The organism is Arthrobacter sp. LjRoot14, assembly GCF_964253905.1.
Taxonomy (GTDB): domain Bacteria; phylum Actinomycetota; class Actinomycetes; order Actinomycetales; family Micrococcaceae; genus Arthrobacter.
On sequence record NZ_CAXURL020000001.1, the window covers coordinates 513,033 to 537,002 of the forward strand.

25 protein-coding genes and 1 pseudogene are annotated in these 23,970 nt (G+C 63.4%); 13 read left to right on the plus strand and 13 right to left on the minus strand.

Annotated features, from left to right (window positions below; genetic code table 11):
- The first annotated feature begins 73 nt into the window (after nt 1-73).
- From ACSQ12_RS02440 to ACSQ12_RS02455, 4 genes are all read left to right on the plus strand, one after another.
- The gene (locus ACSQ12_RS02440) at nt 74-475 is read left to right on the plus strand and encodes a cytochrome c oxidase subunit 4 (RefSeq protein ID WP_436064186.1); all 402 of its coding nucleotides are present in this window, start codon (nt 74-76) and stop codon (nt 473-475) included.
- A gap of 76 nt (nt 476-551) precedes the next feature.
- Nucleotides 552-1,271, plus strand: coding sequence for a TetR/AcrR family transcriptional regulator (locus tag ACSQ12_RS02445; protein WP_436064187.1), 720 nt, complete (start codon nt 552-554; stop codon nt 1,269-1,271).
- A 24-nt stretch (nt 1,272-1,295) separates the two neighbouring features.
- Nucleotides 1,296-2,231, plus strand: a complete 936-nt coding sequence (locus ACSQ12_RS02450) for a hypothetical protein (protein WP_436064188.1) — start codon at nt 1,296-1,298, stop codon at nt 2,229-2,231.
- A gap of 226 nt (nt 2,232-2,457) precedes the next feature.
- Entirely contained in the window at nt 2,458-2,724 is a 267-nt protein-coding gene (locus ACSQ12_RS02455; protein WP_436064189.1) for a hypothetical protein, read from the plus strand.
- 27 nt (nt 2,725-2,751) lie between these two features.
- Here ACSQ12_RS02455 and ACSQ12_RS02460 read toward each other — a convergent pair whose 3' ends face one another.
- Complete coding sequence (locus ACSQ12_RS02460) at nt 2,752-3,789, minus strand: helix-turn-helix transcriptional regulator (protein WP_436064190.1); 1,038 nt, start codon at nt 3,787-3,789, stop codon at nt 2,752-2,754.
- Nucleotides 3,790-3,911: 122 nt separating this feature from the next.
- Here ACSQ12_RS02460 and ACSQ12_RS02465 point away from each other — a divergent pair, with 122 nt between their 5' ends.
- The 4 genes from ACSQ12_RS02465 (at nt 3,912) to ACSQ12_RS02480 (ending at nt 9,495) form a co-directional block, all read left to right on the plus strand.
- Nucleotides 3,912-4,310 (plus strand): DUF1304 domain-containing protein, encoded by a 399-nt coding sequence (locus ACSQ12_RS02465; protein WP_209747747.1) that lies wholly within the window; start codon nt 3,912-3,914, stop codon nt 4,308-4,310.
- A gap of 219 nt (nt 4,311-4,529) precedes the next feature.
- Nucleotides 4,530-6,302: an alpha/beta fold hydrolase gene (locus ACSQ12_RS02470; RefSeq protein WP_436064191.1), complete on the plus strand. Its 1,773-nt coding sequence runs from the start codon at nt 4,530-4,532 to the stop codon at nt 6,300-6,302.
- A gap of 292 nt (nt 6,303-6,594) precedes the next feature.
- Nucleotides 6,595-8,790 carry an RNA polymerase recycling motor ATPase HelR gene (gene helR, locus ACSQ12_RS02475; protein WP_436064192.1) on the plus strand — a complete coding sequence of 732 codons (2,196 nt, stop codon included), beginning with the start codon at nt 6,595-6,597 and terminating at the stop codon, nt 8,788-8,790.
- Nucleotides 8,791-8,910: 120 nt separating this feature from the next.
- Nucleotides 8,911-9,495, plus strand: coding sequence for a hypothetical protein (locus tag ACSQ12_RS02480; RefSeq protein WP_436064193.1), 585 nt, complete (start codon nt 8,911-8,913; stop codon nt 9,493-9,495).
- Between the two features lie 143 nt (nt 9,496-9,638).
- Here the strand turns inward: ACSQ12_RS02480 and ACSQ12_RS02485 are convergent.
- Nucleotides 9,639-9,854 (minus strand): annotated as a pseudogene (locus tag ACSQ12_RS02485) (MmyB family transcriptional regulator); the annotation flags it as partial.
- A gap of 194 nt (nt 9,855-10,048) precedes the next feature.
- On the opposite strand from ACSQ12_RS02485, the gene ACSQ12_RS02490 reads away from it, so the two are divergent.
- Nucleotides 10,049-10,408, plus strand: a complete 360-nt coding sequence (locus ACSQ12_RS02490) for a hypothetical protein (RefSeq protein WP_436064194.1) — start codon at nt 10,049-10,051, stop codon at nt 10,406-10,408.
- A 13-nt stretch (nt 10,409-10,421) separates the two neighbouring features.
- On the opposite strand, the gene ACSQ12_RS02495 is transcribed toward ACSQ12_RS02490, so the two are convergent.
- The 3 genes from ACSQ12_RS02495 to ACSQ12_RS02505 all read right to left on the minus strand — a co-directional run bounded on the left by ACSQ12_RS02495 (nt 10,422) and on the right by ACSQ12_RS02505 (nt 11,909).
- Nucleotides 10,422-10,811, minus strand: a complete 390-nt coding sequence (locus tag ACSQ12_RS02495) for a hypothetical protein (protein ID WP_436064195.1) — start codon at nt 10,809-10,811, stop codon at nt 10,422-10,424.
- 196 nt (nt 10,812-11,007) lie between these two features.
- Entirely contained in the window at nt 11,008-11,346 is a 339-nt protein-coding gene (locus ACSQ12_RS02500) for a YciI family protein (RefSeq protein WP_436064196.1), read from the minus strand.
- 125 nt (nt 11,347-11,471) lie between these two features.
- Nucleotides 11,472-11,909, minus strand: a complete 438-nt coding sequence (locus ACSQ12_RS02505) for a VOC family protein (protein WP_436064197.1) — start codon at nt 11,907-11,909, stop codon at nt 11,472-11,474.
- Between the two features lie 331 nt (nt 11,910-12,240).
- Between ACSQ12_RS02505 and ACSQ12_RS02510 the strand changes: the two genes are divergently transcribed.
- Nucleotides 12,241-12,720 (plus strand): hypothetical protein, encoded by a 480-nt coding sequence (locus ACSQ12_RS02510; protein WP_436064198.1) that lies wholly within the window; start codon nt 12,241-12,243, stop codon nt 12,718-12,720.
- 254 nt (nt 12,721-12,974) lie between these two features.
- On the opposite strand, the gene ACSQ12_RS02515 is transcribed toward ACSQ12_RS02510, so the two are convergent.
- From ACSQ12_RS02515 to ACSQ12_RS02525, 3 genes are read right to left on the minus strand one after another with little or no spacing between them, the layout of a single operon-like run.
- Entirely contained in the window at nt 12,975-13,448 is a 474-nt protein-coding gene (locus ACSQ12_RS02515) for a DUF1990 family protein (RefSeq protein ID WP_436064199.1), read from the minus strand.
- A complete protein-coding gene (locus ACSQ12_RS02520; protein WP_436064200.1) occupies nt 13,429-13,830 on the minus strand; it encodes a hypothetical protein in 402 nt (133 codons plus the stop codon). Before ACSQ12_RS02520 ends, ACSQ12_RS02515 begins: the two co-directional genes overlap by 20 nt.
- A 30-nt stretch (nt 13,831-13,860) precedes the next feature.
- On the minus strand, nt 13,861-14,202 hold the full coding sequence (locus tag ACSQ12_RS02525) for a hypothetical protein (RefSeq protein ID WP_436064201.1): 342 nt from the start codon (nt 14,200-14,202) through the stop codon (nt 13,861-13,863).
- 911 nt (nt 14,203-15,113) lie between these two features.
- Here ACSQ12_RS02525 and ACSQ12_RS02530 point away from each other — a divergent pair.
- The gene (locus ACSQ12_RS02530; RefSeq protein WP_436064202.1) at nt 15,114-15,362 is read left to right on the plus strand and encodes a hypothetical protein; all 249 of its coding nucleotides are present in this window, start codon (nt 15,114-15,116) and stop codon (nt 15,360-15,362) included.
- Nucleotides 15,363-15,459: 97 nt separating this feature from the next.
- Here the strand turns inward: ACSQ12_RS02530 and ACSQ12_RS02535 are convergent, their stop codons facing one another.
- The 5 genes from ACSQ12_RS02535 to ACSQ12_RS02555 form a co-directional block, all read right to left on the minus strand.
- Nucleotides 15,460-15,693 carry a hypothetical protein gene (locus ACSQ12_RS02535; RefSeq protein ID WP_436064203.1) on the minus strand — a complete coding sequence of 78 codons (234 nt, stop codon included), beginning with the start codon at nt 15,691-15,693 and terminating at the stop codon, nt 15,460-15,462.
- A 107-nt stretch (nt 15,694-15,800) separates the two neighbouring features.
- The gene (locus ACSQ12_RS02540) at nt 15,801-16,013 is read right to left on the minus strand and encodes a hypothetical protein (RefSeq protein WP_436064204.1); all 213 of its coding nucleotides are present in this window, start codon (nt 16,011-16,013) and stop codon (nt 15,801-15,803) included.
- Between the two features lie 467 nt (nt 16,014-16,480).
- Nucleotides 16,481-17,203 carry an AAA family ATPase gene (locus ACSQ12_RS02545; RefSeq protein ID WP_436064205.1) on the minus strand — a complete coding sequence of 241 codons (723 nt, stop codon included), beginning with the start codon at nt 17,201-17,203 and terminating at the stop codon, nt 16,481-16,483.
- A 2,029-nt stretch (nt 17,204-19,232) separates the two neighbouring features.
- Entirely contained in the window at nt 19,233-20,438 is a 1,206-nt protein-coding gene (locus ACSQ12_RS02550) for a hypothetical protein (protein ID WP_436064206.1), read from the minus strand.
- Nucleotides 20,439-20,505: 67 nt separating this feature from the next.
- Complete coding sequence (locus tag ACSQ12_RS02555) at nt 20,506-21,735, minus strand: hypothetical protein (RefSeq protein ID WP_436064207.1); 1,230 nt, start codon at nt 21,733-21,735, stop codon at nt 20,506-20,508.
- 247 nt (nt 21,736-21,982) lie between these two features.
- Here ACSQ12_RS02555 and ACSQ12_RS02560 point away from each other — a divergent pair, with 247 nt between their 5' ends.
- Together ACSQ12_RS02560 and ACSQ12_RS02565 are read left to right on the plus strand one after the other, a co-directional pair.
- Nucleotides 21,983-22,579: a recombinase family protein gene (locus ACSQ12_RS02560; RefSeq protein ID WP_436064208.1), complete on the plus strand. Its 597-nt coding sequence runs from the start codon at nt 21,983-21,985 to the stop codon at nt 22,577-22,579.
- A gap of 6 nt (nt 22,580-22,585) precedes the next feature.
- Nucleotides 22,586-23,968 (plus strand): Mu transposase C-terminal domain-containing protein, encoded by a 1,383-nt coding sequence (locus ACSQ12_RS02565; protein ID WP_436066917.1) that lies wholly within the window; start codon nt 22,586-22,588, stop codon nt 23,966-23,968.
- Nucleotides 23,969-23,970: the final 2 nt, after the last annotated feature.

The following is a 23,970-nucleotide window of genomic DNA, read 5'->3' on the forward strand; positions in this document are numbered from 1 at the left end:
GAGGGCCACAGTTGGTTTCAGGGGAACCGCGTGTGGGCAGCCCCGACTTGAATGCGCCGTAGAAGGAGGAGCCATGAAGATCGAATCGTGGATTTTCGGAGGCCTGGCCTTATTCTTCGTCCCCGTGGGGGTGGTTTATGGCTTTGTCACAGGCTGGACCGAGCCGGTTGGCTTCCTGGCCTTATGGCTGGTGGGCGGCCTGGCGGGACTGATCGGGGGCTACCTCGGCTACACAGGCCGGCGGGTAGGGATGCGTCCCGAGGACCGTCATGACGCGGAGATCCACGAAGGCGCAGGCGAACAGGGCCAGTTCAGCCCCTGGAGCTGGTGGCCGGTTGCCTTGGGCATCTCCGCGGCAACCGGGTTCCTGGGCCTGGCCATTGGATTTTGGATCCTCTTCATCGGTGCAGGATTTGCGCTGGTTGCACTGATTGGCTGGGTATTTGAATACAGCCGCGGGGACCACGCCCACTAACCGCCGGGTCCCTTCAAGCCGCCACGGGTGTACGTAGTACACTCGTTGACAAGAATCGGCTAGGTAAGGTGCCCACATGACTCAGCAGGCGGAAGCCACGCGCCGGATCCCGCTGAACCGGGACCGCGTCCTGACTGCCGCCGTCGTACTGGCCGATGAGGCGGGTATCGAGTCACTCAGCATGAGAAGGCTGGCGCAGGAGCTAGGCGTTGTGCCGATGGCGCTGTACAAACACGTCGCCAACAAGGAGGAGCTCCTTGACGGCATGGTGGACGTGCTTGTTGCCGAAATCGATCCTCCCGTCAGCGACGCCGGCTGGAAGAACGCGGCGCGGCTGAGAGTCCTGTCGGCGAGGAGGTCCTTGCTGCGGCATCCGTGGGCCCGCCAGGTGCTTGAATCCCGCACCACCAGGACACCGGCGGTCCTTGGCTACATGGATTCGTTCATCGGCATGTTTCTGGCCGGCGGTTTTTCCGTCGATCTCACGCATCACGTGATGCATGCACTCGGCAGCCGCATGTGGGGGTTTACCCAGGAGTTGTTCGACGATTCAGCCAACGCGGTGCCGGCCGACCCGGCGCCTGAAGTGCAGGCGGCCATGCTCCAGGAGATGGCAAAGCGGTATCCGAACATCCTGCAGGTGGCCATGGCTGCGAATCACGACGACGGGTCAGTGGTTTCGCAGGGCTGCGACGACCAGTTCGAGTTCGAGTTCGCGCTCGACCTCCTCCTGGACGGGTTCGAGCGCTTCCACCAGCAGGGCTGGACATCGGAGCAGGCGAAGCTGGAGCGGTAGCCCACAGGGTGCTAGCTTGTGGGGATGGAGGCGCTCGACTGGCTGCTTGACTCCGACCCCGCGATCCGCTGGCAGGTCCTCCGTGACCTCACGGGCGCACCGCCCGAGGAGGTGCAGGCCGAACGTGACCGCGTAGCCACCCAGGGCTGGGGCGCCCGCCTGCTGGAGCTGCAGGAGGAAAACGGCCAGTGGGACGGCGGCACGTACTTCCCGGCACAGTTCGACGAGTCGGACAAAGGCCAGCCCTGGACGGCGACCACATACAGCCTGTTGCTGCTGCGGGATTTCGGGCTGGACCCGCGCAGCGGCCAGGCCGGCCGCGCCGTGGAGCTCGTGCGCGAAAACAGCCGTTGGGAGGAAGGGGGCCAGCCGTTCTTCGACGGTGAAGTGGAGCCGTGCATCAACGGCATGGCCGTGGCACTCGGCGCGTACTTCGGCGAAAACGTCGACGGCGTGGTGGAGCGCCTGCTGCGTGAGCAGCTCGCCGACGGCGGGTGGAACTGTGAGGCGGAACGGGGCTCGGTGCGCTCGTCGTTCGGGACGACGATCAACGTTCTGGAGGGCCTGCTGGAGTACGAGCGCGCCACCGGCGGATCGCCGGGCTCAGCTGCGGCCAGGCAGCGCGGCGAGGAATACCTGCTGGAACGCGGACTCCTCCGGCGCAAGACCACCGGTGAGCTGATCGACCGTGACTGGCTGGAGTTCTCCTACCCGACCCGCTGGTTCTACGACGCCCTGCGCGGGCTCGACTACTTCCGCGCCGTCGGCAACCGTCCGGACGAACGCGTCTCTGAAGCAGTGGAGGTGCTCCGCTCAAAACGGCAGCGCGATAGCACCTGGCTGCTGGAAAATACGCACCCCGGCCGGATCCACTTCGCCATGGAGGACGGTGACGGACGCCCGAGCCGCTGGAACACCCTCAGGGCACTGCGGGTGCTCGACTGGTACGACGGGCAGTAGCCGTTCAGCCGCGCCCGCCGGTGCCGGTCACAATCCGGTTCTTCGGCTGGAGTTTGTTCCGGATACCCGGGGCACGGCTACGCTGGCAACCACTACGTGCGCGTCACGTGACCTGAGAGCAGCAGGCAGGGTCGTAATGGGCTGGCATTAGTTGATGCCGGCTCATCTTCAGTGGGTCGGCGCAGGCCGCCGGGAGACACCCGGTTTCGATCCCAGGAGAGCAGCGATGAGCAATGACCAGGACATCCCGGATACCCGCGGAGAGCCCGGGACTGCAAGCCTCCCGCCGGTCCGGACGTCCCGGAAGCGGACCAAGCACGAGCGGTTCCGGACCGGCGAACACGTCCGCTTCGCCGACGGGCACATGACCGGCACCGGCGTTGTGGATGACTCCACCAAGGACGGATCGGTCCTCTGGGTCTGGGCTGATGGCGGCAACGGCCGGAAGATGCTCCTGCAAGGCCGGGGTACGTCGGTTGAATCACTGACGTAGACGCCACCCGACCGCGCCGGCCCAGGCTCAGGTGAGCAGCCTGGCCACCAGTTCCCCGCGGCTCCCGACTCCCACCTTTTCAAAGAGGGACTTCAGGTGGTCGTGCACCGTATGCGGCGAGATGTACAGGTGCTCGGCGATGTCCGCCGTCGCCGAGCCGGCGACCACCTCGAGGCAGACGTCCCGCTCCCGGGGCGTGACGCCGTAGGCGGCGAGCAGGAGGGTGACCATTTCGTGCGTGGTGGCGGGTTCCACCGTGACCACCATCTGGCCAGGGTCGTCTCCGGTGATGAGCCGGCTGGCCTGCAGCACCACCCAGTGGTCCCCGGCGTCGCGCATCCTCATGCGGGCCGTCCCGGACGCAGCAGCCTTTGCGGCGCCCACCACGGAATACAGGGTCATGCCGAAACGGCCGGGAGCCCGGTCATCCAGTTCCGCCAGCCAGGTTGCCGCGGCAGGCGTGGCGGCACGCACCTCTCCGCGCGGTCCCACCAGGACGATTATGGGACCGGCCGGGCCGCGCATCACGTGGCGCTCCACGCGCACCGCGATTCGGGTGGCGGCGGACAGGGTCGCTGCGATGGAACTCAGGAATTCCACTTCCCGGTCAGTGAAGTCCGGACCCGTCTCACGGAACAGTCCGCCCACGGCCCAGCACACGTCATCGGTCCGGAATACCGCACGCAGTTCGTGCTCCAGGCCCTGCGGGCGGAGTAGGTCGTTGAGTCGCACGCTCCTGACCACATCGCGGTGCGGTACATCGGACAGCCGGGCGGCCGGCATCGTCCGCCGGGTGAGCTGCGCGAAGGGGTTCGGCTCCGTGCCGGCGTACTCAGTCTCGGCGAAGCGCACGCCGTATTCATCGGGCGTCGGCCAGGGCGGCCAGTTGGTGATTGAGGTCATGATCAGGGTTGCGGGGTCGACGCCGGCCCAGCAGGCCTGCTGAAAAGGTACGGTTTCATGCACGACGGCGAGCGCTGCGGCGTGCAGTTCAGCCACGCCCATGCCGGTGGCCGCCATCGCGGCGATCTCCTGCCGGGCCCGCTCTGCGCGATCTGCCCACATGCTTCCAGTATCCGCCGCCGGCGGCGGACTGCAATCCCCTGATCCGGGGATCTTCCGCACCCTGGCGGAACCCCCTCAGCCGGGGATGGGAAGGGCCTCCACCCGAGACGTACGCTTCGAGCATGAACGCAGTTGCCCAGCTGTTCGCCCTGCTTGAGGCCCTGATCTATATCGCGGTGTTTCCGCTCGAGGCCTTCTTCCTGCGCCGCCCAGCAGTGCAAAAGTTCCTGAGCACCCCGGCCGAAAACGTCCCCGCCGTCATGATGTGGGCTATTCCTGTGGGCTTCCGGAACCTTCTCATAGCCTTGGGGGTCATTGCGGGCCTGGTGTTCCTGAATACCGGGAGCGAAGTGGTCGGCCGGACGCTGGTCACTTACTGCTGCGCCTACATGGTCCTGGGCGGGGCCACCATGGCACTGGCCGATGCCTTGGGGCACTACCCGAAGAAGGGGGACAGCATTCCCGGGACGCTCGCGGCTACTGTGCCCGCCCTGATCGCGCTGGTCGCCTCGGCGTTCTGAACAGAATCGTTCTGAACAGAATCTGGTGAGGGCTTCGGCGCATAACGAAGGTCCGCCTATGGGGGACAGACGGACCTTCGCAACTCAAACGCTACAACTTTCTAAAATAGCTATCGAGTGGACGAGCCCTGGGTCCTTGGCGGGCGCGCATCGTCCCTTGCGGCGCCCGGAATCGGCGGCGTAGGCTCCCTGCTATCAGGCCATCCGGCGGGAGGATCCATGGACGGCTATGCCGAGCTACGGGCGTTCCGGACCACCCACCCGTACCGATCGCTGAGTGTCGGCGGCGTCGAATGGAAGTACATCTCTGGACCGGTACCGCCGGGCGCGGAGGAAGCCGGGCCTGCACTTCTCGTCCTGGGCGGGGGCTTCTCATTCGGCGAGTCTGCGTTCCGCACGATCACGAATTTCGAACCCCGCTTCCGGGTAATCGCCCCCTCGTATCCCGCGGTGCGGACTATGGCCGACCTCCTGACCGGAATCGCGGCCATTCTCGACGCCGAAGGCATCCCGTCCGCGAACGTTTTCGGCCACTCCCTTGGTGCCGGCGTCGCCCATGCCTTTGCCCGCCGCTATCCGCAGCGGGTGGACAAGCTCGTCCTTTCCGGGTTCGGCCTCTACACCCGTGGCCACACGCGTTTGGTGAGCGCCTTCGTCCGCCTGTTCTCGGTGTTGCCCAGGCCCGCCCTCGCCGCTTTCTACCGTCCCAGGATTGCGCGGCTTCTCGAAGGGGCCGAGGAGGATGAGCGTGCTTTCCTCAGCGCTTATACGGAAGACCTCTTCGCAGCACACACCAGACCATCGGCCCTGGCGCGGCTGGCAGTGCTCCTGGATCTGGCGGCGCACCCGGACACTTATGCCGCCGCCTCGGTCTTCGAGCGACCGGATGACGTGCTGCTGATTGCTTCGTCCGACGACCGCGGGTTCACACCACGCGAACGCGAAGCCTTGCTGGCCACCTATCCCGGCGCCAGGGCCCACATTTTCGGACAGGGCGGCCACTGGGCGGCGGTCACCCACCCGACCGAATACGACGCCGTCGTCGGCCGCTTCATCGAAGGCCGTCCTCCGCCCCCGGGAAAGAGCGAAAGCGTCCCCGCGCCGGCGCCCCGCCGCGCATCCCACCGCCGCCGCGGGGAAGAAAGGCCCACCGCTTCGGCTCTGGAGGCCAAACTTGCCGCTTTCCGTGCCGGCCACCGGTACCGCACGCTCGACGTCGGCGGCGTGCGTTGGCGCTACCTCGCCGGCGGCTCGGGGGAGCAGGTGCTGCTTCTGCCCCCCGGCGGGACCAGGATGCCTGACATGTACCTGCTGCTGATCGAGGCGCTGGAACGGGACTTTCGTGTCCTTGCGCCGGCATATCCCGCCGGCGCCGGGATCGCCGGGCTGGCGGACGGACTGGCAGCCATCCTCGACGCCGAGGGGGTCAAACAGGCGGATGTGCTGGGCTCGTCGTTCGGCGGGTTTGTGGCGCAGGTCTTCGCCCGCCGGCATCCCGAACGCGTGCGCCGCCTCGTGCTGGCGAACACCGGGGGCCCGGCCGCGGCCCCGCTCCCGGTGCTCCCGCTCCTTATCCGCTTCCTCGCCGTGCTTCCTGAAGACGCCGTGCGTTTCCTGACCGGCTGGAACTGGCACCGCTGGTTTGTCCCGGGCGCGAATGACGACTCGAAGTTCTGGGACGCACTGCTGCGGGACATCCTCAGCCGGCTGGGCAAGGAGGACCTGCTGTCCGCGCTGCGGGAGATGAACGACTTCGCGCATCTGCCGGCCGAGGCGGTGCAGCGGGTGCCCGCCTCCGGCACACCGCCGGCGCCGGTGCTGCTGATCGAATCCGAGCGGGACGAAGCATTCTCACCCCGGGCGCGTGCGGCCCTCCGCGCGCTCTATCCAGCGGCCGAGGTCCGGCTTTTCGCGGGCGCGGGCCACGGGGTCATGGCAACGCGGACCGCGGAGTACGTCGGGGCAGTGCGGGAGTTCCTCCGCAGGCCCTGACCTTCGCCGGCAGCTACCGCCAGCCGTTGGCCGTCAGCCTGTCCGTACTGACACGTGAGTAGCGGAAATTAAGCGTGTCTGCCGTGCGCCTTCCCACCAGATAGCCGCGGAGTATCGTCCCGCCGGAGTATTCAGCCCAGACAGTAAGCCGACACACTCTCCTCCCTACTTTCAATCTATGGCACACCAGGGGGCTTGCCGCAAGGCCCGGGAGGTGGCGCAGAATTGAGAGCCAAAGTGGGGGACCTGCGTTTCGTCCCCCACGTGCCCAGCCCGGAAAGGAGCTGATGACATGCCCCTGACCACCAGTGCATTCAACCTCCCCAGCCATCTGGCGCCAAAGTCGGACCCTGCGCTGATCGCCGGCGATGAGCGGCAGTTCGCGGCTATCGCCGAGAGCCTGGAACAGTCCATCGCCGACCTGGCCGGCCGTCTGGACGCAGCGCGGAAGGCGCCCGGCCGCCTGGGCCAGGAGGCGATGGAGCGGGACGTGGAAGTCCGTCGGCTGACCTCGCGCCTGCGCGCCCTGCGCCGCTTCGGTCTGGACCTGTGCCTTGGCCGCATCGTCACCGCGGATAACCACGAGCCCGTGTACATCGGGCGGCTCGGCCTGACGGACAGCGGGGGCCGCAGGCTGCTTGTCGACTGGCGTTCGCCTGCCGCTGAGCCGTTCTTTGGCGCGACCTACGCCAACCCGATGGGCCTGGCGGGCCGACGCCGATATCGGTGGACCCGGGGCCGGATCAGCGACTACTGGGACGAAGCGTTCACGCCGGACGGGCTCGAAGGACACGCAGCCCTCGAGGACCTGTCCGCCTTCATCGCCAGTCTGGGGAGCAGCCGGTCTGCCCGGATGCAAGACGTTCTCGGCACGATCCAGGCAGACCAGGACGCCATCATCCGGGCATCGTCCCGCGGCGCCCTGGTTGTCGAGGGCGGTCCGGGCACGGGCAAAACCGTCGTTGCCCTGCACCGCTCCGCCTACCTCCTGTACTCCGACCCGCGCATTGGCCGCCGGGGGAGCCACCGGCAGAGCAGCGTCCTGTTTATCGGTCCGCACCGGCCCTACTTGGCTTATGTCGCCGATGTTCTTCCCAGCCTTGGCGAGGAGGGCGTGCAGACCTGCACCCTGCGGGACCTCATCCCCGAGGGCGCCGCAGCAGGGATCGAGACCGACCCGAACGTTGCCCGCCTCAAGTCGTCGGCGGACATGGTGAAAGCGATCGAGCGTGCCGTCAGGTTCTATGAGGAGCCGCCCGCGCAGGGAATGGAGGTTGAAACGCCGTGGGCCGACGTCTGGCTCAGTGCTGAGGAATGGGCCGAGGCGTTCGAGTCGCCCGCCCCGGGCACACCGCACAACGAGGCACGCGACGAAGTCTGGGAGGAGATACTCAAGATCCTCTCAGACAAGCACGACGACGGAGACGACGTCCCGGAGGACGTGCTCCGCAGGGCGCTTGCGCAGAACGCGGAGTTGGTCCAAGCCTTCAGCAGGGCATGGCCGCTGCTCCGGTACACCGACCTTGTTGGCGACCTCTGGACGGTACCCGCCTACCTGCGCCTGTGCGCACCCTGGCTGAGCCCGGACGAGGTCAGGATGTTGCGGCGCCAGGACCCCAAGGCCTGGACTGTGTCCGATGTGCCGCTCCTGGACGCGGCCCGGCAACGGCTCGGCGACCCCGGGGCGTCACGGCGCAAGCGTCAGCAGGACGCCGCCCTGGCCGCAGAGCGTGAGCTCATGGACCGGGTGGTTGACGATCTGGTCGCCGCGGACGATTCCGAACTGCTGGTGATGTCGATGCTGCGCGGGCAGGATATGCAGGACAAACTGGCCGATGTGGACGCGCTGCCGGGCACCGACCCCGACCTGCTCGCCGGCCCGTTCGCCCACATCGTCATCGACGAAGCGCAGGAGCTGACCGACGCGGAGTGGCAGATGCTGCTGCTCCGCTGCCCGTCCCGGAGTTTCACCGTCGTCGGAGACCGCGCCCAGGCCAGGCACGGCTTCACGGAATCCTGGCAGGAACGGCTCCGCCGGGTCGGAATGACTGACGTGAACCTGGCCACCCTCAGCATCAACTACCGGACGCCGGAGGAGGTCATGACGGAAGCCGAACCAGTCATCCGGGCCGTGATCCCTGACGCCAGCGTGCCCCTGTCCATCCGCAGCAGCGGCATCCCGGTGGTCCACGGATTCGCGTCGGAGCTGGGCTCGATCCTCGACAGCTGGGTCGCCGCGCATGCCGACGGGGTTGCCTGTGTCATCGGCCCGAGCGACACCGGGCGCAGTTCTTTCCGGGCGACCGCACGCGTCCGGTCGCTGACCCCGGAGCTGTCGAAGGGACTGGAGTTTGACCTGGTGGTCCTCATCGACCCGGAGGCGTTTGGCGCGGGCATCGAAGGAGCCGTGGACCGCTACGTCGCGATGACCCGCGCGACCCGGCAACTCGTCATCCTCACAACCTCCGACGTAGGCCCGGGAGGATGATCGTCGCCCTGCGACCGATGTGCTCCGGACGTCCGCGCGCCTGCGGAGGTCTGGCCCTTGTCTTGGATAGTTCCATGCCCCATCCTTGGCCTAAACGGGGAGCCGCGGAAGGGGAACGGAATGTCCAGCATCGACTTGGAACGCGTCAGGCGGCCTGCGGCTGCGGCCCTCGTCTCGGCTGGCGTGTGGCTGGTCGGCATCAGCCCGGTGCCGGGCGTGTACCTCGAGCAGGACTCCGTTCGACGGCTCGAGATGCTCCGCAGAGGGAAGCGTTCATGGGTCCTCGGGCAGCACATCGCCGCGGCAGGCACCGCGGCCGTGCCTGCCGCCTTCGCGCGGGTGGCTCTTGCCCTTCCCCCCGGAAGGTCAAGGGTCTTTGCGGCCGCCGCCGCCGTCGCGCTCGCCGCGGGGGCGCCGTTGTTCGTGTCCCAGCTCGCCATGCGCGCTTCGGATCTTGAGCGCTTCGCCGCGCACGGCCTTCCCGGGTGGCCGTTCCTTGCCTACTCGTGGCTGCACGTGGCCGCCCTGGGTTCACTTTCCGGTGCCCTGGCTTCCCTGCCCGGCAGGGGGAAGGAAGCCACCGCCGTAGGCCTCGCCGCACTCGGCTCCGGCGCCGTCCTGGCAAGGACCGGTGACATCCCGCCCTTCGTGTTCTACGTTTCAGAACAGCTCGCTGCCGCGAGCCTCCTACGCCGGGTTGATTAGGGCAGCCCGGTCATCCGTCCGGCGGCCGTCCAAGTCTTTGAGCGTGTTGGCGACGCCGGTGTAGTCGTTGTCCCGCACGTCCGTTCGCTGGTGGTGGTGCCGTGGTGAACACGATCGCGTCGATTCCGTCGACGGCCGGGCCGACGCTTCCGGCCGGCGCGGTGGTACTTCACATCGTGCCGTGCCCACCGGGTGCGGAACTCTTCGCTTCGGGTTAAGAGTTCACCGATCAGGTCCGTGAGGTCCTTGTCGTACGGGTTTTTCCCGGCGGTGGACCGCAGGACAGCGACGATGTCATCCGCCGCGCGTTCCCAGTCGGCGGAGAAGTCCCGCGCCTTCGGGTTCAGGAAGGTGGGCCGTTTCGGCCTCGTCTGGCCTAATCCTTGCGCGGCGGGAGGCAAGGAACCTCCCCTCACGCTACGCCTTCGCCCCGGGGCGAGGGAGGGACTGGCGTTACCCGGAACGGTGAAAGAACTGTCAACCGATTGACTGGAGGCGTACTCTGGACGGAATTCACCTCAAGACAAGCCGGAATGGAAGGGCGCGCACGGGTATGAGCCTTAAGGACGAGTGGGACCGTCTCGATTCCGAGACCCGGACCTGGCTTCTGGAAAATCCCGGATGCCTGGTTGTGCCCCGTACTGTGTCGGCCAAGATCAGCAAAGGCGCCCACGAAGCCATCGAGCACGATCAACACGGGCAGATTGTACTTTCGCGAGACGACCACGATTTCATCCGGGGGAAGGCAGAAGCCGCCGGAACAATCCGCGTCCCCGCGACGGAATATCAGTTCTTCGACACAGCAGCTGTGCCCGTTGTCAGGAGAGCGCCGTCCGGAAGGCACGCCGCAATGTCCCCGGATGAAGTTCAGCAGGACCAGCCAAGCGCGGGCATAGAAGAACGCGGTGACTAACCATGGCAGGGCCTCAGCGCCAGAATTCGGTGAGATGCTCGGCAACGGCTCTGCCTTGGCCGTAACCAGCTCGCCGTCGATATAGCGGGTGTCTCCGCATGTGGTCGGCCACCGGCCCAATGGGAACGCGTCCACCGTCGGACCTGGCCGGACCAGTCCGTTGCGGGAGCACAGCAGCAAGAACGGCGGCGAGTAGCTCGGCCGGGGTCGCGCCAGCTATCTGGGCCGCCGCCGTCGGGCCTGCTGACGTCCCAATGGTGAGGTCGGCTGTGGTGACGTCCAGCCCGGTGTTGAACAGGCCGGCGATGACGCCGATCAGCCACGCATTGCCTGTCGATCCGCCACCACCCAGGACCAGCGCTCGCTCACGCACGGCGCTCATCCGTCTTGCGGTTGTGTCCATGGGAGTCGCCTTTCGGGGATTGCCTGGCGGCGCTCCCGGCGACGACTACCTCAGTCGCGCGGTGGTGGAATGCAGGGGAGCGCCCACTTGGATACTGCGTTCATGGGTCTCACCTCCTGCCGATTGACCGGAAAGCTATCAGGCAGCCGACGCGGTGCGCAACGGGCATCGTGCCGGTTGCCGAAGGCGGCTACAGCTAGCTCTCCGGGTCATACATGAATTCGCGGAGTTCTTGCGAGCAACGGCAGGCCACCGCGATCTTCCTTGCCCACTCGACCGCGTCCTGGCGCGTCGGGAGCTCCAACACGGTGAACCCGCCCTTGAGTTCGGATTCCGGATAGATCTCGGGGCTCACCGACCCGTCAGCGGAAACCAGCACGGGATCGACTTCTTCGTCGATCCCACCGCCGAATACGTAGACGCCCGCAGCCTTCGCCTCCTCGATCACAGCGTGGGCTTCTGCGGAGACGATCGGGAACTCGTCGGCGGTGATCACCATGGCTTCGCTCGGGAAGGAGATGAGGTATTTGGTCATGTCTCGATGGTGCCCTGCGGGAGGCCCGGACAGCAACGGTTTTGGATTGTTAATGGCAAACTTCCGCCCCGTCCACCTCCGCCCAGAAAACTGGAAGGATCGGGGAGAGCGGACCGGTCCGGGTGTCAGTCCTTCTTCAGTTTCTCGGCGAGCATCACGAGGATTCCGCTGGGACCGCGGAGGTACGTGAGTTTATATTCGTCGCGGTAGGTCGCCACGCCGCGTAGCGGACGGCATCCGTGCTTCGCAGCTATCTCAAGGGCTTTGTCTATGTCGTCGACCGAGAAGGCCACGCGGTGCATGCCGATGTCGTTGGGACGAGTTGGGTTCGACTCGATCGCTTTGGGGTGGATGTATTCGAAGAGCTCAAGTTGACCATGACCGTCGGGGGTCTGCAGCATTGCAATCTTGGAGTGGTTGCCATCCAGCCCGACGGCAGTATCGGTCCACTCTCCGCTGACCGTGTCGCGCCCGACGACCGTGAGCCCAAGGTCGGTGAAAAAGGCGATTGTTGCTTCGAGGTCGCGAACGGCGATACCGACGTTCTCAAGTTTGATGGCCATGCGTTGAAGCTACCAAAGCGGACTGATTAGCTCCAGAGGCGAGCCTGGACTCGACTGAACAAGGAAGCATCATTTCCAAGTGGAACAGGCCCGCGATAGCCACTGGAATCGCCACCGTCCTCTGGACGATTATTGCCACCCTGATTTAGAGGAAATCGGCAGTTGACGTTCTTTTGATGCCACCCATTCCGCACGCTCTTGGCAGCTTTGGGCTCACAACGCTATGGGAACGCGTGTGACTTGTCTTTCGGCGAACGGACCGTAGACTCAGCCCATGTCAGGTGGTGGGGGAACGAGACTAGTCCGTAGTGCTGCGGCGACAGTCCTGAGCATGCTGCTGGCCGGTGTCCTGGCAGCCTGCACCTATGAGGATGTCGGCGATCCGACGGCAACCGCGGAGCGCAGCAGTCGCCCCGCTCCTTCCGTCCCAACGAAGGGTCCGGAGATACTGGAAGCCGAAACGCGCAACTACGCCGAACTGGAGAAGAGCCTCGCAGTGGCCCAAGGCTCCGTGCTCCTTGAAGACTCCGGCCCTGCCGACGGACCAGGGGTTGGTTTCAGCAAGACCGTAAAAGTGCAGACCGCCGGCCGGTACACCGTCACGGCGGCTTGCGTGGGTATTCCGGACGCGCAAGTGTTCCTCTCCCGCCCCGGGTCAAAGGAGCTGTTGTCGCTCGATCTTGATTGCTCAGGCGCCTTGTCGCAGGTTGTTGAGTTGCAGGAGGGATACGTCGCCGCAATGCTGATGCGACACGACCCGACGGGTCCTTGGACAGGGGCCGTCGCCGGAGTGAGAATTACCGACGGATAAAAAGACGCTGCGAGTCACAGGAGCCACCAATCCAGGGGATTGCTTCGCAAATCTCGAGGCCGCTTGTAGCCTCGGCACATGGCGGATCCTGAAGCCCATCAGCGATGACAGCCCACGATGACTCGCGGTGCCTTCCGCTTCAACGAGCCCACAGCGGCCAAGAACGAGCGGTTCGAGGGAACGGAACCCTTTGTGGAACAGCGTCAATCAACCCAGTGCACAGGCCGGGGCCCGGGTTGCAGCCGTTCCGTCCGTCACCGCAGCGCGCGTAGGTACCGCCTCCGAACAAGCCGCTGTGCAATCAGGAGGAGCGGGAAGAGTCGCCGCCATGGCTGTCGTGATGCCGCTCGCGTGAGCGAGCGAACGGTGAGGTGCACTTCCTCGCCACGACGGTGAACGAAAAACGCTTCCTCTCCATCGACGGGGTGCCCAGGCATGGTGCGGTACGAAAACCCGGATCTCGCGGGTTCTTGGACCACGTCGATGACTTGGACTGGTTCGACGACGGTGAGGCCACCCAGGCGCGCAGTTACGACGACCCGGTCGCCCGGCGATACAGGGCCCGGGGGGTCTACGAGAAACCCACTCGCGGTTTTTATCTTCCAGAGGAGCACTTCCTGAGCGACACGCTGCCAAACCACGTCGCCGCTCCCGACGAAAGCCGTCACTTCTGAACGGCGGTAATTGTGGTCGCTGAGAGTCCACTGGTCAAGATGCGGGCTCGTCATGCGTCACCTCTTGGCCATCCTGAGTAGCATCAGCCTTCCAGCTTTGCCGGGCAGCAATGATTCCGTCGCGCGTCGCCGCACGGATAACCCCATAGAGGACATAAAAGAAAATGGCCATAAATACGGCAGCCACGACAATATCCATAGTTCTTCCCCCAAAGATTCGCTTGTCCGAGGACATCGCAAGCCTACTGCAGGTGCAAATGCTCACCTTCAGCGAGTCATGGCCCGAGAACCCTGACCGACCGAAAAATGCGCCCTTCAGCACATATCGCTCATAGCGGCCAAGAATGGGCGGTCGGAGGATTGAAATGCCAATGGGGAAGCCGCGACCACCGGGAGACGGCCACTCGGCCGTCAGATCGTAGTACTGGGTGCCCATTCGGGACTTCAGGGGTGCCACGACAAATGTCTACGGGGTATTTAGTCCGAGTTCTCCGATGGCCGAAGGCTCCAGCGTGCCAGGGTTGAGATGCACGTACAGATCCTCGGCGTCTCCGGTCGAGAACTCAGCCAGTTCCAGTTCCACCTTCGAGGGAGTTACCGTCAGGGTGACAGTGCCGCGCGTCATGGCTGCCCGTGACACGAATTTTCCCTCAAATACCTGCGGCTGGCCGCTCTCCGGTGCGGGAGTGGAGGTTGAGGTGGGGTCGACAGGACTGTCGGTTGCCGAGTCCTCCGGTGCACCGGTGTAGGAACATCCGGTGAGGCCTGCGACAAGGGTGGCAGTCAGCATTGTTTTGATCATTTTCATGTTCCCCCCCAAGGAACGAGTATGGATGCGACACCCAGCCAGGCGAGCATGGAGTTGTAGGTGCGGACCTCTTGTGAGTACCCACAAATCGAGGCTTAGGCCTCTTTCGCCTCCATCAGCGAAGTAGCAGTGGCGCCAGCGACGACGAGAAATCCAGCAGACAGAATTCCAACAAACTTTCGTATTTTAATGCAAACTCCCCCATTATTTACAAGCTTGTCAATTTTGCTAACAGTCAACCGGATAGAATAAGTCCATGACTACTTCTAACAAGTCATTGCCGACTCGCCAGCGCCGCATCCAGAGAGCACTAGGTCTGATATTTTGCATCTCGATCGTGGGCTTACTGGCTTCAATCTTCCTTACCGGCCGCAACCCGCTCTTCCCAGGGATGTCCGGTCCGTTGCTGGTGCTGCTCTTCTTCCTGGCCGCAGCAGGAAGCGCTACCGGACTAGCAGTCACCAGGTCTCGACGGGCTGCCATGGAAAACGCAGACAAGAGATAAGTCCGAAAGGCTTGCTGCAGCGAGCTGGGGCCCACCGGAACCGAGCCGGTCAGTCGTGCCCCACACCTAATGAAACGGGCGCTTGAATATCCTTTTGAATTCATTGATGCTATGGACATCCCTGCCCAGTCAAGCCCCTTGTCCGCGCTGATAGTTTGGTCATTTTAGTTCCACCCTCTTTCCAGAGAATCCCCGAAGTGTCGCAAGACCATTGACCGTACTAGAGCGGTGATCGCTGTCGTCGCCGGAAGCCTCGCGATTGCGGTGCCCGCGACGGCATCGCAAAACCCTGGGGATACGCGGCACTGAGGTTGTGAGACCCCGGGATGGAGCTGTCCCGTAAGGGAATCGTGAGCCGAAACCCTGGCTGGACACGACCAGCGCGCACGGGAAGCTGATCTTCGACATGTTCCCGTCTCTGGCAGAGTACGAACGCTCCCGATTGTCCGAACGCACGAGGGCAGGGTTAGCGGCCGCGAAAGCCATGGGACGACTCGGCGGACGTCCGCCGGCGGTGAACGGCGACGAAACTTGCGGCAGCCAGGGACCTGCGGCGTCAGGGAAAGAAACTGCAGGAGATCGCGGAGACTCTCAGCGTGAGCATGTCCACCCTCACCAGGGCGCTCGGGCCGCGAACAGGCAAGCCGGCGCCTGAGTCCCAATCTCTGGTTCAGAACGTTGCGTAAGTCGGTTCCGCCAGCGGCCAGTGCGACGCCGGTCTTGGGACGCTCTGCGGGACGTGGCGAAAGATTTCAGCCGGTAGTCGGCTCCTCATCATTGGCGACAGCCTCGATCCAATCCACAGCCTCGTCGGAAAGCTGGGGACCGCCTGCTGATTCGCCAGCCCACCACTTAGAATCGGTCGTTCCGCCGGTAACCGCCATGATGTCGGCGACTACATTCGGCGGCAGCGGCTCGCCGTTGTGCTCAATGAGCCAGCCGCGTGTTTCCGCATCGACCAGAGGCCACCACTCGAGGATCTTCATCAACGCAGTGTTGCACCGAAAAAGTCGTGCGTACAGATTCCGCCGTGGGACGAGCTCCGGGCTAGACGCCGGTTAACGAGCGCAGCTTCCACGTCAGCGACGCCCCGCTACGCGGGCCTCATGCCTGGCTCGCTCACATTTGTGAATTCCGGGATGCCGAATCGCTTCCCAATGAGTATGCGGATGGCCGCTTCTAGGGGCTGATCTTCCAGCTCAACGCCCTCGCCCCCGTAACGAATTCCCGTTTCGTCGCCCACCGCTTCGATGTCGAAAAGGTTGAGGACCTCGGCCACGCGCACCTGATACTCGGTGGCGGTCATTTGCCGAGACACACCGACTGGAATTGTGCTGAGGGTGCGCGCGACCCCAGCCTGGATGGATTCATTCACTTGGCGGGCAATGCCAATGCAGCAACGACGCCGATCGCGCCGAGTTTTCGAGTTTTCAATGCTTCCCCCTTGAGCGTCCGGACGGGGTTTCCGTGTAAACCGCCGCCAACTGATGGTGCACTCTTGCATGGCGTTCTGCCATTGCACAAGGGCTCCCAAACCGCCATTTCACCGCTGCTCTTCTTCATGTGCACCCGTCGACGGAGCAGACAGCGATCTGTACGTTCGCCAGCATGACGGCCATTTCTGGGAAGAGGAAGAGGCTAGGAGAGCTGATTGGGACCGACGGGGGCGGGCACTCTGACCCAGGTGAAACCGTAGCGATCGGCTGACCCTCGCTCGCCGGTATCTCGTTGAGATCTCTTCGTCCAGGAAGCCCAAGCCTGAACGGACCTGCCCTAAAGGTGCCGCAGGTACCTTTCAGGTGAGTCTAGGAATGATCGCCAGTTGGAAACCAAATCGAGGTCCGACCATTCCTGCTGCCGAAGTCCCCATGGGCCGACTTCCAGTATCTGCGCGCCGGGAAGTGCTGCAAGAACTGGGGAGTGTGTGGACATGATGACTTGCGAGGAGCCTTCGGCAAGAAGATCTTTTAGCACCGCCAGGAGGCTGAGGCATCCCGCGAAGGACAGGGCGGATTCCGGTTCATCGAGCACCCACAATCCGCGTCCCCGGAAGCGATCCACTGCCAGTTCCAAGAACGATTCTCCGTGTGACATGTCGTGGAACGAGATGTCCGGACCCGAGGTGCTCGGGTTTTTCTCGAGGTAGGTGAAGAAGCCGTGCATGGTTTCAGCCCGCAGGAAGTAGCCGCGTCTTGTGGCGCCGGCGTTTCGGACAAGCTGCAGGTGATCGGCGAGTACGGATTCGGTAGACCTGGTGCTGTGGCGGGCCCCTGTAGATCCGCCTTCAGGAGACAAACCATAAGCCAGCGCGATGGCTTCCACGAGAGTGGATTTTCCCGACCCATTTTCGCCTACGAAGATAGTGGCAGGAGTCAGGTCGAGCCCCTGGTCTAGAACCTGGGCGACAGGAGGCAGGACACCAGGCCACCGACCGCGGTCGAGAACGTGGGCCGCGTCTTCGGCCAGCCGTCTGATCGGAAAGTTACGCGCGGGCATGCCCCATTCTTACAGGCACGTCTCGCTGTCTTCCCCCAACCCAGGGGCCGAACCTTCAGCGAAACAGAAGATATTCACGCTCTTCGCCCCTGTCGCGTCGGCTAGTCGGTTCCTGAGAGCTCCAGAAGGAAGTCCAGGGTAGTCCGGCCAGCGAGTACGGCCGAAACATGCGCCTCACCTAAGCCGGCGTCAGCCGCGATTGCGAGTGGAGAGATGCCTGAGTCACCCATGGCTCGCAGAGCCTCATCTAGTCTGCGGGCATGGTCTTGCACGGCCAGGAGGAGGGCTTGCAGAGTAACGCCGTTTTCTCTAGCAATCGCAATCAATTCGGCATCAGGAGCCTTCCACGGGCGGTCCTCGGAAGAGAACTTGGACTCGAAAGGCTGATCACTCATGGAACCATTGTCCAACGCGATTGGACCCAGCTTTCAGAATCGATTGGGTGCTCGTGATAGCTTTCGGCCACTCTTCGGATTAGTTGCCTCGATCTACGTAAAGCCAAAGCTATCCGGCTCCTTCTGACGAACCCTGAGCGGGACGAAAAAGTGGCTGGTTTGCGCGGGCGACCGGAAGTGGCAAGAAATGAGCAGCCCAGTGGAAAGCTACCCTGACCGGGCAGCGGGTCCGAGTCACCGGCCCGTGGAAGAGGTTGCTACCGCGCGCAACGAGCACCTCGGAGTGAAACCGCTGCTTTTGAGGAGACGCTCGTCCGTCAAACCCTTACGACTTCTCTCACGGTTCAGCTACGCCAAATACGGAAAGAACCCGACGGCGAACACGACGACTGTTCCCGCTAGCCACACTCCAGTGAACAGTAGGTATTTCCTGGCTTTAGTCCGATCGCCACGCTGGTTCGCGACGGAGTGGAGAATAAGGCACCAGAATGCGGCGCCGACGGTGATCGTAGCGACAACAATGGCCGGCCAGGGGATCATTGGCACCTCTTCTTATTGGGATATGTGCAAACTTTCCATGACTTTATCGTCAACCCTGACCGGGCCAAAAACTGGCTGTTCAGCACGTCTGGCCCCAATATGGCCACGTATGCACCGTGCAAGGGAAAGCTACCCTGACCGGGCCGTTCGGCTTGGCCTAGAGTCTCGTAAACGGCCGCGTGCAGCGCCATCTGAAAATCAGTCTGGACCGTTGGAAAACTCTCTCCACCATCCAATGATGGTAAAGGCGAGGACCCCCACAACGAGGGCGAAAGGAATCCAAATCGAGTCAACAGTTGGTACACCCACGGCGTTGACTGGGTAGATGGTGCAGTCTGCGTTGGCAGAGCCGCAGTGACCGGCTGATCCTGCGGGGACCGTCAGGAGACCGGCTACAAGTGCGCATCCAAAGCTAACGATCACTCGACGCACGAGGCGGGGGTTTTGGCCGCAGTTGTCGGACGCGGCGAATCCTGTTGAGGCATCTCACGACCTCCTATTCTGGAACGTGCCATTCCCTGATTGTCCCCATATGCGAATCACAAAAATAGGGGTTCCGTCGGAACCTCTATTTCGATCTGATCACCTTTTAGCTTTGCTCGAGGGGGGAAAGATGGGGCTGATGCTTCTGCGCTGGTCTTCCCTTGAGCCGAACGTTGAAGGGGGCAGAAATTTGATGGCCCGATCAGTAGGGTGACCGTATGGGTGAAACGCTGCGATTCCGTTCACCGCGATGGTGGCCTTGGGCCGTCGCGATCCTCCTCTTGATCACCGTGAACATAACGCTTCTGGGGTATAAACGGGGCGAGTGCGTTGACTACACAATCGAGTCTGGCGCTACGAGCATGTGTACTAGCGGCCCCGCGCTCAGCATGGATGGCACGTGGATTTTGGCGACGGTGAGCGTGGTCGCCGTCGTCTACTTCGCGGGGCGCCTCGTGCATGCAGTTAGAGCCCGCAGGGACTAACCCTGACCGGGCCGAAAATTGGCCGTTCAGCACGTCTCGCCCCAATTGTGAATCACAGCGTTATATGGCGGTGTTTTCGCGGTGCTAAGTGTCACCTTTGGCCGGCTACTGCCGATCCACAGTAACTTAGGCCTTCCTTGGTGGGTTGTAGATGCCTGGGGGAAGGTCGATTGGTTCGCGGTTGCGGAGGACCTCAGGGATCACCGGCGCGACAGCGAGCGGTGCCACCTTCATGTACTCATCGGAGTAGGTTGCAGAGTATTGGGCCGGGATCCATGGCAGGTTTTCGGGACCGAGTGCATCGGCGAGTTGGCGGCGGTCGAGTGGTTGGTCGCTGAATGCACGGAACAGCCCTCCGGAGTGCTCGGATGCCGCGGGCCCAAGGAACCGCCCAATCTCCGGCGTGAGCCTAGGGCCGGCCCAAACCCACCACAGCGGGTACGGCGGAAATCCCACCCATTGCAACGGAGGTAAATAAAAGAGGGAACGACGCTGCATATCCTGGCCTCTTTCCACTTCAGCTGAGCCGTAGACAGCACCGAGCTCGGTTGCAACCCTGAGAAAGAACCGTCGAAGGTCGGTACTTAACCTGTCATCGGCAAGAGAACTGCCATCAGCGACCAGTGTGATTTGGGTGAACGGAACGCCTCTGGCCCGTTGGGGACCTTCGATTTTTCCGAAAGTGACTGGGCCGGGGTTCTTGTAGTAAACGTCCCAATCATTGGCTTCGCTGTCGTAGTACTCGTTGACGAATCCCGAAACGCCGTCCGTATCGAACCGCCTATAGAGGGGTTCGTACTTACCAAAGCGCACCGGAACGGCTTCAGGAAGGACTTCTTGGGCTATCTGAAGGTAGCGTTCGAGGAAGTCTGCTGGGAGGTCATCTTCCAGGAGCAACCAGCTCAGCCAGACGTCCAGGCGTTCCCTCTGTTCTTCCGTCTGTGGTGGTTGTTCTTTGGCCGTTCTGGGCTGTGGCCATGCCTCGGCCGTTTGTTCGTCCATAACCATGCCGTGGCACGCTTTAGCCAGCTTCCGGGCAAAGCGAACACCGTACGGGATCTCAGCCTCTTGGGTTCCTTCGACCAAGACCTGGAACATCGTGGTGGCGTCAGGTAAGAGCGCGGTGATCTCGTCGGGGAGGTCCTCGGCTTCGACTGGGAAGGGGCCGTCCACGGTGAAGCTGTATCTGCGTTTGACTCCGCGAAGCACCACCACACCGGTGTCGTTTGTGTTGGATGGGTCGGCGTGCAGGCCGCGGGTGTTTCCCACCAAAAGCAGCACCTGTTCAATGGTGGGGTTTCCCGGACAGTAGAGCGTCAGGTCGTAAGACAAATGAGGTCCTTGGGTCGGTGGGGAGGGCAAGCCGTAGGTGGCCGCGGGCAGATTTTTCTGCATGTTCCTACGTACAGTCGGGCTGCGGAGGGGGAGGAACGAGCATTTGGGTGAGCCGTTCGGGCATGATCTCCGCGAACTGGTCTTCTTCGTGTGGGTTCGGCACGGCCGTGAGCTCGGCTGGCACCCATTGGGCGGCCTCTGGCCAGCGTTCGATGATTCTCTCGCGGTCTTGAGGTCCGTCTCCGAAGCGGTGCAGCAGACCTGCGGGATACTCCTCAACGGTGCCCGGCAGGTGCGAGCGAACCAGGTCGGCGTACAACGGGGAGAACCAGGCCATCCATGTCGGATGGGCGGTGAGGCCTTGCCAGCGGCCCCAGGCTGTCTTTTGGTAGTAGAGAGTGATCGGCGAGGGAAGTGACCATAACGTACGCCCTGTCCATTCCCAGCGTCCGGGATCGACCTCGGCCGTTGCGTAGAAGCTGCGAAGCTCGACGGCCACAGCGACAAAAAACCGCTGAAATCCGGCTCGCCACTGCGGATCCTCGAGAACGTCGCGGTGGATCGAGAGTGATGCAGACTGTACGTCGCCCTGGCGGATAGGGCGGTCTTGGTTCCAGTTGCCGCCGAAGACGCCATTGAAGTATGCGCCGGTGACAGGGAAGGTCCCGACGGTGGATACTCCCTCACTCTCAGCGAAGGCCCGCACGAATGCCTGGTCGCCGTCACGGGCCAGGTTGCCCTGAAGGGGCTCATAGCTGCCAAAGCGCTTCGGCACTGCCTCCGGCAAATACTGCCGCGCGAGATCCAGGTAGCGCTGCGGGAAGTCGTCTTGGACCTCATTTATGAGGTGGTACCAGCGGACATCAACCATGTCGATGATGGTGCTGGGCCCCGGTTTGACTGCCTTTCGCGAGCTCGTCTTGGGCCAGACCTCCTCGGTCTGGTCGTCCACAACAGCACCGGTTCCCACCTTGGCCATTCGTTTGCTGAACCTGACAGCATGCGGGATCGACACCGGATCGGAGCCTTCAACCAGAATGCTGTACATGACACCAGCACCCAGGACGGCAGCCGTCACTTCATGAGGAACATCCTCCGGCTCGACCAGGTACGGGCCTTCAAGCGTAAAGCAGGACGCGGCCTTCTTGCCGCGAAGGATGTGCCAATTCTGCGGGCCATCAGCGCTGCCGCTGCTGCTTTCCTCCAACTGCAGTCCCGGCAAAGCATTCACGACACCAGAGATGACTTCGAGGTCAAAGGCTTCCGGCACATACACTGCAAGGTCATAAGACATGAACACAGGCTAGAGGCCTTCGCGCCCTCAACAAACAAACGAGACGGCGCGTCCAGCAAAGGGCCTAACCGGCACGGGTTCGTGGGATGTCTCATAAACCAAAAGCTTTTCAAGACACGATTCCAGGCTTCGGGAGCAGCCAGCGGCAGACTGAGAAAACCGGGCTCGCCGATGTCCCGGGAACACGTCTCACCGTAAATCGTCTCAACACAGGCCCGCGGTGGACTTTTTGAGTCAGAATGGCTTAATGAGGCATTTGGGCTACACGCGGGTGAGTACGTCGAACCAGGATGCCCAACTGCAGCTCGACGCACTGCTAGCTGCCGGCGTGCAGAAGCGCGACGTTTTCGCTGACGTAACCTCCGGAAGTAAGACAGCGATCGAACGGCCCGGGATGAAGAGGCTCCTCGAGTACGTGGAGGAGGGCGACACCGTCGTTGTGTGGCGGGTAGACCGGCTGGGCCGGTCCCTGATCGATGTCCTGAACACCGTGAACCTGCTGCGCGAACGCGGCGTCCAGGTCCGATCCATCTCAGACGGCATCGACCCGGCGACATCAACGGGCCGGCTGATGCTGAACATGCTCGCCACCCTGGCCGAATATGAGCGCGAGCTGATCGTCGAGCGCGTCAATGCCGGCATTGCCGCTGCCAGGCAGAACGGAACGCGCTTTGGCCGCCCGCTGACGGATCCGGTTGTCATTGCGGACAAGCTGGCGATCGCGCAGGATGCCCGGGCGAAGGGACGCACAGCGGAAGACGCGGCCCGCCTCGTGGGCTGGAGCCGTGCGACTCTTTACCGCCACCAGCAAGCCCTCGCCGCCCGCGAGAGCACCAGAACGTAGGTATCCCTGAACGGCGATGAGCGCTGGAAAGTCCTTCGACTCTACGTCGAGGACCAGATCCCGCTTGCCGCCCTCGCCCGTGAAACCGGGCTCAGCACCCGCACTCTTCAACGCTGGCTCCCGCTCTACCGGGCTGGTGGCGCGAGTGCTCTTGACCTGCATCCACGCGCCGATGCCGGCACGCGGCGCACAGACCCAGGAGTGGTTCGATTCATCGAGGGCCTCGCGCTGACCAGACCGCGCCCAACTATCGCAACGTTGCACCGACTTACGGCGGCCGAAGCGGGCAGACGAGGCGCCCCGGCGCCAAGCTACTCCCTCGTCCGCGATGTTATTCAGGCACTGGACCCCGCCCTGGTGACCATGGCGATTGAAGGTCCCGCGTCCTACCGGGACCGCCATGAACTTGTCCTTCGCCGCCGCGCCGACCGACCAAACCAAATCTGGCAAGCGGACCACACCCAACTCGACATTCTCATCAACGGCACCAACGGCAAGCCAGACCGGCCGTGGCTGACGACAGTGATGGACGATTACTCCCGCGCGCTCTGCGGCTACACCGTCTTCACCGGTGCGCCCTCAGCGCTCAACACCGCCCTCGCCCTCCGGCAGGCCATCTGGCGCAAGAGCGACCCGAGCTGGGCAATGTGCGGGCTGCCCGACATCCTGCACGTGGACCACGGCTCCGACTTCACGAGCCATCATCTCGAACGCACCGCCGTCGAGCTGCACATCCGCATCATCCACTCGACCATCGCCCGGCCCCAGGGCAGAGGCAAGATCGAACGGTTCTTCGGGACCATCAACACCGAAGTTCTTCACGCCCTCCCCGGGCATCTAAAACCCGGGAACAGGAAGCCACAGCCCATACTCGATCTCCCAGGACTGGACCGCACCATCGGCGGTTTCGTCGCCGCCTACAATGACCGGCCCCACCGCGAGATCGGTGTCTCACCACGGGATGCTTGGGTCGCCGACGGTTGGCTACCTCGGATGCCCGAATCCCTGGAGGACCTCGACGGACTCCTCCTGACAGTTCCAAAGAACCGGACCGTGCAACGCGACGGCATCCACTTTCAAGGCCAGCGCTACCTCTCACCCACGCTGGCGCCCTTCGTGGGGCAAACCGTCACCATCCGCTACGACCCGCGGGATGTATCCGAGATCCGCGTCTACGACCACGACACCTTCGTTTGCGTCGCCATTGACGAAGATCACCCCAACCTTCGCCTGAGCCTGCGTGACATCGAGGCCGCACGCAGGGCGCGCCGGAGAGAACTGCGCCGCACCATCAACGATCGCATTCCATCAGTCATCAGCCGTGAAGAACCGCACATCACTGAACCAGCACGGCGCCGGCGCCGACTGCGCACCTACGAAGAGGACTAAAG